8 protein-coding genes are annotated in these 12,767 nt (G+C 36.8%); all 8 read right to left on the reverse strand.

Annotation, left to right across the window (positions count from 1 at the left end; genetic code table 11):
* Window positions 1-622 precede the first annotated feature (622 nt).
* Complete coding sequence (locus tag TERY_RS09335) at window positions 623-2,068, reverse strand: vWA domain-containing protein (RefSeq protein ID WP_052845774.1); 1,446 nt, start codon at window positions 2,066-2,068, stop codon at window positions 623-625.
* Window positions 2,010-3,098, reverse strand: coding sequence for a hypothetical protein (locus tag TERY_RS09340; protein WP_011611601.1), 1,089 nt, complete (start codon window positions 3,096-3,098; stop codon window positions 2,010-2,012). Before TERY_RS09340 ends, TERY_RS09335 begins: the two co-directional genes overlap by 59 nt.
* Before the next feature lie 54 nt (window positions 3,099-3,152).
* Window positions 3,153-5,828: a hypothetical protein gene (locus tag TERY_RS09345; protein ID WP_011611602.1), complete on the reverse strand. Its 2,676-nt coding sequence runs from the start codon at window positions 5,826-5,828 to the stop codon at window positions 3,153-3,155.
* 262 nt (window positions 5,829-6,090) lie between these two features.
* Entirely contained in the window at window positions 6,091-8,721 is a 2,631-nt protein-coding gene (locus TERY_RS09350; RefSeq protein ID WP_011611603.1) for a hypothetical protein, read from the reverse strand.
* 5 nt (window positions 8,722-8,726) lie between these two features.
* Window positions 8,727-9,623, reverse strand: a complete 897-nt coding sequence (locus tag TERY_RS09355) for a TRAFAC clade GTPase domain-containing protein (protein WP_011611604.1) — start codon at window positions 9,621-9,623, stop codon at window positions 8,727-8,729.
* Complete coding sequence (locus tag TERY_RS09360) at window positions 9,616-10,434, reverse strand: hypothetical protein (RefSeq protein WP_011611605.1); 819 nt, start codon at window positions 10,432-10,434, stop codon at window positions 9,616-9,618. Before TERY_RS09360 ends, TERY_RS09355 begins: the two co-directional genes overlap by 8 nt.
* A gap of 13 nt (window positions 10,435-10,447) precedes the next feature.
* Window positions 10,448-11,194 (reverse strand): hypothetical protein, encoded by a 747-nt coding sequence (locus tag TERY_RS09365; RefSeq protein ID WP_011611606.1) that lies wholly within the window; start codon window positions 11,192-11,194, stop codon window positions 10,448-10,450.
* A 688-nt stretch (window positions 11,195-11,882) separates the two neighbouring features.
* Window positions 11,883-12,479 (reverse strand): hypothetical protein, encoded by a 597-nt coding sequence (locus tag TERY_RS09370; RefSeq protein ID WP_011611607.1) that lies wholly within the window; start codon window positions 12,477-12,479, stop codon window positions 11,883-11,885.
* Between the last annotated feature and the right edge of the window lie 288 nt (window positions 12,480-12,767).

The following is a 12,767-nucleotide window of genomic DNA, read 5'->3' on the forward strand; positions in this document are numbered from 1 at the left end:
ACAATATTAGATAATTTTTAATATCAAAGGATTTGAGTATTATTTATGCAAAAAATCCTATGAAAGTTTTTGCAAAACTGTACCAATTAAATATCTCTGAAAAAAAAGTCTAAATCTTTTAATTTATCCTTATAAATTTGCTCACGTAAATAAACTACAGTACTCCTAATTAACTATTTAATTATACCAATGCTACCAGATGTGCTGATCTAATTAACACCAAAGTAATACTCTTATACTCAAGCTTTTAGCTGCGTTCGACACTTCATATAAGCTAATATTTTTAATGAGTTGATTTTATGAATTTTTAGGGCTCACTCAGGAATGGCTTTTGACTGTTGAATAGATTAATTTTGACTTGCATGCATTACTATACAAGCCAAGAGCGTGTTAATTATTCTGATCTGAAATACCAAAAATTGTACTAATATCCGAATATCTCCCGAGACCAGATCAATATTGGTAGCAAACATTAATAGATTTCATATTATTTTTACAGACCTAGCATAGAACCTTCTTACCTTTAAATACTTTCCATGCCAGGTTTCTACTTACTCTCAATACAATAAAAAACTTTTAATAATCCCTTATACCGTAACTGCTTCCCTTTGTTTGCTTGATTTTACCCTCGTTTCAGAGATTTTGTAAATAACCAGAAAGGAATAAAAATACCTACTATGACCATTACTAATACAAATAAGAATACAACCCCCCGCACTTTTGCAGGTAGCTTTGGTCCAACCCAGGGAAATGTGTAAGATTCTGGTTGAGATTTGATATCACGGCCCTCATCGGGAGACTTAACGATGACTTGAACGTTATGTGCGGAACCGCGATCTGAACTTGTTGGTTGAACATAGGTAATTTCATACTCGTTAAGCATGGCGTTGAGGAAGTCAGTTAAAGCATTAGCCACATCATTAGCGCTAGCAGAAAATTCGTGGACTCCTCTAGTAATTTCAGCAATTCTGACCAAGGACTGTTGATCGACAAATTCTTCGCTAATTTGTTTTAATCTTTTGTAGTTAGTTATATCTGCAACCGGTAAATCATCTTTCAACAAATATAGATTTTCGATATTGGGCTCATCCTTTAAATTGTACTCTTGCTTTAATTCTTGGGCGGTTTTACCGTAACCTATAGTATTTACAGTAATATGAGAATTTTCTTCTAATGCTGGGATAAGTTGGGTTTCAAAATGTTCTCTCTCTGCCTCTGCTTCTGTTTGATATCTTTTTCTTTTTTGTGAATTTGCATAGATGCTGTGATAGCCATCAGAAAGCAAAATAATTGATAACCTTGGTTCCGGTTCTTTTGAATCTGTTGTTTCCAGCGAATCTGCTTTTGGAGGGTTAAAACGAGGCTCATTTTCGTCCCCTAAAAATCTTACTGCTGCCATCAAAGGATCGTAAATATTTGTCGCTCCACAAATATCTTTTGGAGCTGTTTCTTGTAGTTCCTTCAGAATATTTTCAATTTCGTCACTTCCTGCTGGTTTAAACTCATTGAGTGTTTTCCTGCTGACTTTTTTTCCCACACAACTTCCCCCACTTTCACTAAAAGGTACGATCGCTATTTTAGTTTTTTGGCTCCGTCCAGCCACATCCTTACTAAATTTTTGAATCGCTTCAATGGCTCCCTTTAATTTACTTTTACCTGAGCATTGAGAAGATCTTTCATCCCAACTACCCCTTTCCTCGCATCGCTTCATGCTACCGCTAAAATCTAATAAGACAATTACCCAAGCTGGAGGTAGTTTTTCTGGGGCAGGGGTTGTCCATTTTTTATTACCTAATCCTAGTTCTTGGCACTCTTGGTCTTGGGAACAAACTCTCAAAGTAATACTTTTTTCTGGTAATCGCATTACGGCTTTATTATTGCGATCAAATGCTTGAAAGCGTAAGGCTACACTCCCGTCATCTTTATCTGGTTTTGCTTGAATAATTTCTACTCTTTCGACTTGAGCAAAACTAGGATGACTCCCAGAAAACAATAATAGCAAAGATAGACTAACCTTGGGGGTCCAAAAAGCGATTGTAGTAAATAAATCTAAAAAGTTTTTGATCATTATAATTTCCCTGTGGAACATGAAATGTAATCATATCATTATGTTTTAATTTAATCGGCCCTGGGGTTGTTAAACGTAGACCTCTATACTCTATTATTCCATAAAATTTAGGTTGGGGAAATAATAAAGTTTGACCGGGTTTTAACTTTAGTTCGGCCACATTTTCTGGCAATTCTGGAAGATAAATATGTACGTCTTGTCCAGAACCAATTTTTATTTTTCCTCTGGCGGGTAATTGAATAGATAATCCCTCTTCAATTCGATCGGCATAATCATCGCTAACAAATTTTAATGGGGGTTTTTTTGTCTTTTCGATGTGGGGATAATTAGTAGTTTGAGTTAGCAGCGACGAACCATAAAGATACTCAAAACCGGCACCTGCTCTGAGAGCGATCGTGTGACTGGGAGAGGTGGAAAAACTTAAGACTAAACCTAACAAACCTCCCAAAAAAGAAAATCCTATAGGTTCTTCCCAAGCTTTTAATGCTTCTGGAATTTCACCTCCAAAGTTTTGTCGCAACTTTTCAAATATTAATGCTGCAGCTAAGGCGGTCAAACTACTAGCAATAAAACTAGTCCAGAAACGCTGTTGATAACGGCGAGAATCTCCTGCTTCTATGCTACGCCATCGCCAAGTTAATCCTTCTCCTAGACCTACTGCTACTCCAATTAAAACCCACCCTATTATTCTAACAAAAAAGTCTGGTACTTGAAAAACATGATCCCGCAGTTGAGGGTGGAGCCAAAGTTGTACTATACCTCCAGAGGTAGTGCCGATCAATAAACCAAGTCCGGCAGCAATTGTTAAGGGGATAAAACCTGTTTTTAAGTTACGTTGGAATCTGGTGGGGTTGCTGAGAAAAAGATCTATGGCGACTATGCCTATTGCCAGGAAAATTGCCACGCAGGGAAATAGGCCTAGTTCGGGGATGTTTTTTAACCATTGAAGGTCGCTAATGATAACATGACCAAGGATCCACCCGGTGAGGGCGGATGCGATTCCTGATGATATGTAAAGGTAGGTTCTCATGTTTATTTTTTAAGGGTGAGTTTATTGGGAACTATTGTTTGGAATTAGCGATCGCTATTCTAGCAATTGTCTTTGGATATCTTGTTTTAACCTCTGATATGTTTCTTCACTATAATGAATTATGCCATCGCCTCCATTTTGGTATTCTCGAATAGAATTAACAAACTTTTCCACCTCTTGTGGGTTTCCTTTTTCTATAGCACCTGCATAATCTGTTATTCCTACAAAAGTATTTTTGATAGCATTGATAATCTGGCTGCGATCAAACTTTTCTTGTCTTAAGTTTTCATCTTCTAACAACTCTTCTATCAGTTTTTCTAAAGCTGGCTTAGTTTTGTTAGCAAAATTGAATCTTTCTTCATATTGTGTTTTTATTTCTTCTTTTAACCTTTGATATGTTTGTTTACCATAATTAATTATGCCATCACCTCCATTTTGGTATTGTTGAATAGAATTAACAAACTTTTCTACCTCTTTTGGCTTTCCTTCTTCTATGGTAGCTGTATAATCTGTTATTCCCACAAAAGTATTTTTGATAGCATTAATAATCTGGATGCGGTCAATATTTTTTTGTCTTAAACTGTTATCTTGCAACAACTCTTCTATCAGTTTTTCTAAAGCTGGCTTCGTTCTATTAGCAAAGTTGAACAGTAAAGTATTGTTTACTTCTTTTTCAATTCTTTCATCTGTTTCAAAATTATCATCTATGTATCCATACCCTTTTTCTCCTGTGTTGGCTTGATACCAATAGATAGCCTCTATCAATTGCTTTTTGTGATTTTCATTGCCTTGAATTGCGGAGCTATAATCAAGGTTCGGGTTGCCAATAATGGCTTTAATTTCCTTTATTACTTGATTGCGCATTATTTGTGGATCCGCTTGATTAAACTTTTCCGTTAGTTGATTTGTAAGTCTCTTGACAAGAGCCTCCATCACTGTAGCAGTTGTTGAAAATTCACTAGATGCCTTAGTCATAGGAGGAATTATTTCAACTTGTCTCGCAGCATTTAATCCTTCTTGATAACCAACTTGATAGCCCTTGTCATAGCCTTCTTGTTCTCCTGCTTCTCTTGCCTGTTCTAATGTTTCCCCATTTGAGTTTTTTAACCCTATTTTACCTTTACTTTGTAAACCTAGCATATAAGAAAACAAGTTAGTTAGCACAAGAATGAATATTGCCGCCAAAGATAAAGAATATCTTCTCAACAAGTTAATCAGATGCTCATCCCAAGTAACTTCTCTGTTTAGTGTCAAACCCCAAAGATCTGATTTATCTTTGTTTTTAAAAGCTTTCAGAAATAAATTTTTCGGTACCACCCCTTTACTGACTTGGTAAAAATAGGAAGCTAACTGATAGTCACCCAACCTCTCAAACAAATCCGCAAAAGGTTGATAATAGCTATAACGATAGTTGGGTCCCGGAAGCCCACTTTGCAAGTTTTTCCAAATCGAATCTCCACAAGCAAACGAAGGTTCCGACGGGCTATCATCAGAAGAGTTCAAATAGTTATCAATAGCTTCTAAATCATCTCTGACATTTTGCAAAAGTGAGGCGCGATATGACGACCAAAGACTTTTTTGTGCAGTTAATAACCAACTGAATGCTGGAATTGATATCTTCTTCTTCAATATTTGCTCCAGGACACTCTTCATGCTTCCATCAATTAATGGCTCTAGTTGTAAAATATGTTTTTTAAGTTGTCCTTGAAACTCAAGAGAAACTTTTTGCTTATTATCCCCTTTTCCCTTATTTTTGCCATCAATACCAAACCATTCTAGATACTCAGGCAAAGTATCTGGAATAATTATCGCCCTTAAAGTTAAAAGTCGCACCATTTGAGGGCTATAATTTCTCTGCTTAATCCTAGTATGGGCACCTTGATCATCAAAGATTGTTTGGCAATGGTCTGAAGTTACTTGCTCGTTCTGTAAAAGAGCTTGAATCCATTCCTGCTTAATTTGCGAACCACCTATCAAACCTTTTATTGCTAATTCAATAGAGGGTTCATCAACACTTGATAGATTATCAATTGAAGCATTCCCTATTCTTATTAGATCTTGATACGCTTTTTCATCAGCCGCTTGAATAACTAGAAATCTTCTTGCACGTTCCACAGCCTCCACATCATATGCCCAAGATACAAGTTGACCATTAGCTATCTTCTCAGCTACTGCATTAATTGTCTGTAGATCGGAAACTTGTCCTGGTTGAAGAATCAAAGCTCGTTGATAGTTGCTTGTCAAAGAATTTAGCTCTGAAGGTAAGGTTACTAGGGGTTTATTAGAAATATTGTGATAGTTCGGCTTGCCAATTTCCTTAATTTCCGATGGATTGAAAATTGGTAGTCGTCCGTATTTTTGCGAATAATTATCTATCGCATCTAATATTACCCAGAGTCGATCTACTCCCTGGCATAAAATATATCGATAAAAAGAGTTAAAAAGCCCGTAGTCATCCCTTCCTGGAGTCACTACCGCTACCACCGACCAAGCGGGATCTGCATTTTTGCCCCTAACCTCTCGTCCTACAAAAGTAGGTTTTTGACTATGACTATCCTTGGATACCTCAAACATTTTGTTAGCGATCGCTAGTTGGACAACATAGGGAATTTGCGGCAAGGTTGAGTTCATATATTCTCCTACCTTATACCCCCGCGATCTCCAACTGCTATCGGGCAATGTTTCTACATTTATACCAGTGCTGAATTCGTGTATATTATAAGTAGGCATTTGCTTTAATCCTTATCTAATTCTTGATTGCGTTTGCCAGTATAAAGCTAATAAATTTTCAAATATTAATCCTACCACTAAAGCATCAAACTATTATTAGTAAAGCCAGCCCCAAAATATTTTTTATTGTAACGGACTATTCCTATGGCAAGGAAGATTACTACCCAGGAAAATAGGGTGAATGCTATTTCTAATAAGATTTGAAGGTAGGTTATCATTATGTTTATTGATTTTCTGATGTGAAGATAGGTTATCATTATGTTTATTGATTTTCTGGGGAATTTTTATATTTGTTGGGGTTATTTGCCAATTCATTTTTTACCTGTTCCAGCAAAATATTAAACGTATTTTGAATTGTCCTATCTAAAGGTTTTTTAGGCTCATTAATTATCCCATCAGGTTCTCCTTGAATCTTGTTTTTTTGTTGGTATTTATAAATAGCAATAACTAAGGCGTTTTTACCCTCAGGTATCGCTTCTCGTGCCTTTTTATATTCAAAATTCTTCACATTACCAATAGTCTCGCGAATAGCTTGGTGAATCGCTTCTTGATCAAGTCCTAAATATCTCAACTCTGATATAATTCGACTGATTGCTTCGTAAGTTATCTCGTTAAACTTGTCCTTACTAGTAGCAATCTTTTTTTGATCTTCTGTCATTTCTGGTAAACAATTCTCTGGCCAATCTTGCCATTTCCAACTTAGAGATTCAGCTACGTTACACTTCAATAAATTAGCTGTATTATCATCAGGATTTATATATCCATTAGGCGGATTTTTTAGCTTTTCCTGTTTGTTCTGTTGGTATGAATAGATGGCTTTTACCCATTTTTTGCGAGCCTCTTTTCTTTTTTGCTTCCCTACTATCAAAAAATATAGTTTAGTAGTTGCTTGCTCATAATTAAGTGCTGAATCATTAGCAAGAATCTTCTGAATTTCTTGGACAAACTTTTGTTTTTCTAATTCCTCTTGCTTTGCCACTTCTAAAGAAGCTAGATCGGATGTGATTTTATCAATTGCTCTGATACTCTGAGGGAAATTGTCAAGTGCTATATTCATCTCTTTTTCTAATATATTCCTTGGAATAGAAGGACTTGGACTTGGACTTGGACTTGGACTTAGACTTAGATTTGGACTTGGACTTATATTTGGACTTGGACTTGGACTTGGTGTCGTATTCTTGATTTTGTTAATAGCATCTTCTTGTCCCTTTAAATAACCCTGACTATATGCTATTCGTAGCTGTTGTTCCCCTGGTTTTTGTGCTTGAGGTGTTTGATTTTGTCCTTTACCTATCAAATATCCGATTGTCAAAAAAACAATTGCTATAGTCAAACGCAAAGAATTTTTGATCAAGCAACGAATCAGATGTTCTTCCCAAGAAATTTCTCTCTTTAGTGTCAAACCCCAAAGATCTGATTTGTCTTCGTTGTTTTTAAGAGCTTTCAGAAATAAATTTTTCGGCACCACCCCCTTACTGACTTGGTAAAAATAGGAAGCTAACTCATAGTCACGCAACCTCTCAAACAAATCCGCAAAAGGTTGATAATAGCTACCACGATAGTTGGGTTTCCGCAGCTCACTTTGCAATTTTTTCCAAATCGAATCTCCACAAGCAAACGAAGGTTCCGACGGGCTATCATCAGATTTCAAATTGTGATCAATAGTTTCTAAATCATTTCTGACATTTTTCACGAGCGAGGGGCGATACGACGACCAAAGGCTTTTTTGTGCAGTTAACAACCAACTGAATGCTGGAATTGATATCTTCTTCTTCAATATTTGCTCCAGGATACTTTTCATGCTTTCATCAATTAACGGCTTTAGTTGTAAAATATATCTTTGAAGTTTTCCTTGAAACGCAAGAGAAACTTTTTGCTTATTATCCTCTTTTCTCTTATTTTTGCCATCAATACCAAACCATTCGAGATACTCAGGTAAAGTCTCTGGAAGAATTATTGCCCTTAAAGTTAAAAGTCGCACCATTTGAGCACTAGAATTTCTCTGCTTAATCCCAGTATGGGCACCCCGATCATCAAAGATTATTTTCCAATGCTCTGAAGTTACTTGATCGTCCTGTAAAAGAGCTTGAATCCATTCCTGCTTAATTTGCGAACCGCTGCTCAAAGCTTTTATTGCTGTTTCAATGGCCGCTCCATCAACATGTGATGGAAGGGTGGCTTTGGGATTATTAATTGAAGCATTCCCTATTTTCCTTAGACCTTGATACGCTTTTTCATCAGCCGCTTGAATAACTAGAAATCTTTCTGCATCTTCCACCGCCTCCACATCGTATGCCCAAGATACAGGTTGACCATTAGCTATCTTCTCAGCCATTGCATTAATTGTCTGTAGATCAGACACTTTTCCTGGTTGAAGAATCAAAGGTAGTTGATGGTTACCTGCCAAAGCATTTAGCTCTGAAGGTAAGGTTACTAGGGGCTTATTAGAAATATTGTGATGGTTCGGCTTGCCAATTTCTTTAATTTCCAATGGATTGAAAATTGGTGGTTGTCCGTATTGTTGCCAATAACTATTGATCTCATCTAATATTACCCAGAGTCGATCTACTCCCTGACATAAAAAATATCGATAAAAAGAATTAAAACGCCCGTATTCATCTCCTCCTGGAGTGACTACCGCTACCACTGACCAACCGGGAGCTCCATTGTTGCCCCTAACCTCTCGTCCTACAAAAGTAGGTTTTTGACTATGACGATCCTTGGATACCTCAAACATTTTGTTAGCGATCGCTCGTTCAACAACTAAGGGAATTTGCGGCAAGGTTAAGTTCATATATTCTCCTACCTTATACCCCCGCGATCTCCAACTGCCATCGGGCAATTTTTCTACATTTATACCAGTGCTGAATTCGTGTATATTATAAGTATGCATTTGCTTTAATCCTTATCTAATTCTTGATTGCGTTTGCCAGTACAAAGCCAATAAATAGGCGAAACTAAACCAAAAGGCCGCCACATTTTAGGTTTTTCTAAAACCGATGAAACCCCACCCCGATCACGCTCTATTTGTATGGAATTAGGTCTGGGAAATCTATTTCCTAAAACTCCAAAAGCTGAAACGGCAAAATAGTCTATATTACCAGAACCCCCTCGTTCCCAAAACTCCAGCTTTCTGCAAGTTTCTCGGAAGCGAGCTTGAGCCACATATTTTGGTTTCTGTCGATTTATCCACAAATCGGCCAATTCGCACTTACTCAAAACCAGAGCAATTCTCCGCTTTTGAATTTGTGCCTCAGAGCGATCCAACTCTACCAAAAGCTTCTCGATCGCTCTAGCATATTCCCCATCTTTCTGATGGGCCGTTCCATCAATCAATAACAAAATTCCCGATGCCAACAAACAGTCTTCTAAATAGTCCTTAAATAAAGGCAAATCAGTTTGATTCAGCAACTCGCTGAAAAATTCTCCCGAATAATCCTTGCAACTTATATCTAAGTTAACCAAAGACTTCTTTCTATCCAATACCAACTCTTTTTTTAGAGTTATCCTCAAGCTATAATTCTTCAGAGTATAAACATTATCAAGCAACGGAGTTTGTTTCATGGGTTCCCCTTGTTCCAAAATATCCCGAGCTTTTTTGATTAACTCTTCTCCATCTTTATTTGAAGCAGTTACCGCCTCAACCAAACGGGTATTTTGAGAATTTGGCCACCTAGCCAAAGCGGCCATATAAGTAGTCTTACCAGCAGAGCGATCGCCTATCAGCCGCAGGACACCAGATAAATTTTGCTCTTGAGATTCTTCACCTTTATCTTTAAATAGAGATTTAAACACCAGATCGCATCCTCTTACCCGTACTTAACCAATATAAGGGCGAAATCAGCCCGTAGGGTCGCCACTGATGCGGCGATCGTAAAACAGAACGCAGACTCCCCTCCTCATCAGCACGATTCGGACGAGGATTGTTCCTTTCCAGAACCCCAAAAGTAGATATGGCATAAAATTGTAAATTATTCTTAGGAATCCTCTGGCGCAAAATTTTTCTAGTGCGGGGCAAATGTACTTCAAATAAGTCCAATTCCGGGTCCAGACGACCAGGCCAAATTTCTCCCCTTTCGCATTTACTCATTGCCACTGCCAGTCGCAAATTTTTTAGGCGATCGCGCCTGTCCATTAAATCCATAAATCTCCCTATCATCCTCCTGTAAAATTGGTCGTTGCCCAACTCCCATTTATGGAGGAGCAATAAACAGCCAACAATATCTGGAATTAAACATTCATTGAGAAATTCTTGATGTATTTCATTAGAAATTCCCGAGGCCAAATCGTCAAAAATTTCCCCTGGATAATCTCGAACCACTAAATTGATTTCCTCTGGTTTGCGCCACCTCCTCTTTTTTTCTATTTGAAAAGAATACAACGGTAAATCGTAAACAGTTTTAATTTTGAACCCATCTATCTCTGTCCTCCTTAAAGAATCTCCACTAAGAATAATATCTTCAGCTTGATTTACTAAATTTTGTGCCTCTTTTGTGATAGGAGTAACTTCAAAATTTTGGTTATGAGTATCCGGCCAATATGCCAGTCCTGCCAGATAAGTTGTTTTGCCAGAACTCCTCGGTCCGATAATACAAATATTTCCCATATTTCCTCCTCCATTAATTAGCTAAATAACTAGCTAAATAGATCCAGGGCAACTCCAGCAAACTACGATCATAGATACTGGTAATAAAACAGCGAACTGATAACCCAGGCCGACTCCTATTTATTTGTGCTATTTGGGATTTTACCAATCGAAAATAACTATTAACTACATAATTATGACGCTGAAGCCAATTCATCGAAGAACCATCTGGTCGATAAGCCAACCTTTCCGACTCCTCAGAGAGATTGCAATTTATTAGATCCGCCTTGTTCAGACAAATAACAATATGCTTGGCCTTAGGACAATCATCACAAAAAAATCTAGCCCAACTCTCAAAGCCATTACACCACTGCTTTTGAGTCACAAAATTTGTCACCTCCAGATTAGGCAACAATATTTCCCGATAAGGTGGCAAAATCAGCAAAACCCCCTCGCTTTGCCGGACAATTTCTTGAAAAGATTCCCATTCCTGGGGGTGTTCCCACTGCCAAGACCTACGAAAGATTTCCCCTGGAGAGTCGATCCAATCTACGGGAACTTCGTTTAAACCACTAGGCAACCGTACTTGGAGGTTTAGGGGACGATATTGGATGTTTTGAGTTTGTTTGGCCGTTCCATCGCTATTCAGGAGATTGGCCTTAAGGTTTTGATAAGTTTGGCCCACCATAGAAACCTGGACGTATTGCCCCTGGGGATTAACTAATTCTAGGGCTAAATGAGTTTTGCCTACCGCGCGATCGCCTATATAGACGACTCCCACCTTGATCCTCCCTGCTTTTAATTTAAAATTTTCATATTATATCAAATTGAACAAAGAAGCGAGGGGGCTCTCAACAGGAGTTAGGAGGCACGAAGAGTTCATTTCTACATTGAACATTTACCCAAGTACGTTCGTGATGCCTTCCATCTCAATGGAAAGGAACTCCATGAGGATGTCAAAAAGCATATTCAAGAATCTTCAGAAAAACGCAACTACGATCGCCAGGCAAAAATTGCAGCATCTCATCATTCCCCAGAATACTAAGCTTTTAGAGTTCATAAGATTTCCAAAACTCAAAACTTTAACGCGCTCAGTAATTTGAGGAATTTATTTAACATTTGCTGTTAATAGTCATTAGTGTTACCTAAGTTGATAAAGTTGATATCAGCCTATATTAGTAATAATAGGTTTCCATATCTGCCTTTAAAAAAAAATCTTAATAATCAGAAAATTTTAGAGTAATATTGTTAATTAATTAAGCATTTAACCTACTTAATTAACCGCTAATTTATCTCACAGTAAATCACAAATTATGGTGTTAGATAAAATTTGCTTAATTTCATAAAAAAAAATTCTCTTCAGCAAAGGCTGCAAATATTCCTGAATACTCTTTCCTCCTAACTCCCAATTAACCATCTAATTATACAAATTATGCCAGATTGAACATCAGGCAAAATAGTGACTTCAGCTAACTAACTAAACTAATTAAAATGCCGAAAATTTTTGATAAATTATTGAGAGAATATTCTTCTAAGTCTACAATTATAGTTTCAGACTCTAGCTCTAAAAATTGCCAAACCGTTCCTGTGGTGACAACACCATAAACTTTATTAATATTGTTGCCTTTTCTTTTATTAAAAAGTTGAGCTGCTAGCATTTCTGCAATGCATTGGGAAAATCCAGACTTAAGATTATCGTTTTTTGCTTCTACTAAAGTAATAACTGGTGCTTCAATAATAAGTTGTCTAGTAGAACGGCTAATAATAAAATCACAAAAACCGTTTAAACCTTGGTCAGGATTAACATTAAATTCTATTCCTGAAAAAATGCTAATTTGATTATTTAGCTGTTTCTTTATATCCACTAAAATGGGCGCTAAAATTAATTCTGAACGAGCTTTTTCTGAACCGATAGCAACTGCTAAAGGTATATATTCTTTCAAAAGTTCTTGTATTATTTTACTGGGAAAAATTTCAGGATAGTTGTTAAATTTTCCCTGAAATTCGACTAAATTTAGATTAAAGTTTGTTAGTAATTGCTCTAAGCTGAATTTACTATAAGACATTTGTTTATTTCAGGTTTCAGGTTTCAGGTGTTAGGTTTTAGGTTTCAGCTTTTAGGTTTCAGGTCTAAAAATTAATAAATTGATAACATCTTACTACCAAATTTATTAGTTTTAGCCACACCGTTAAATCTTCATAACTTTTTACTTCAATTATTTCTTAGGCGTTAGGTATTAGGTATTAGGTTTTAGGTTTCAGGTCTAAAAATTAATAAATTGATAACATCTTACTACCAAATTCATTAGTTTTAGCCACACCTTTAAATCTTCATAACTTTTTACCTCAATTAT

The sequence above is a fragment of the Trichodesmium erythraeum IMS101 genome (genome assembly GCF_000014265.1).
Classification (GTDB): domain Bacteria; phylum Cyanobacteriota; class Cyanobacteriia; order Cyanobacteriales; family Microcoleaceae; genus Trichodesmium; species Trichodesmium erythraeum.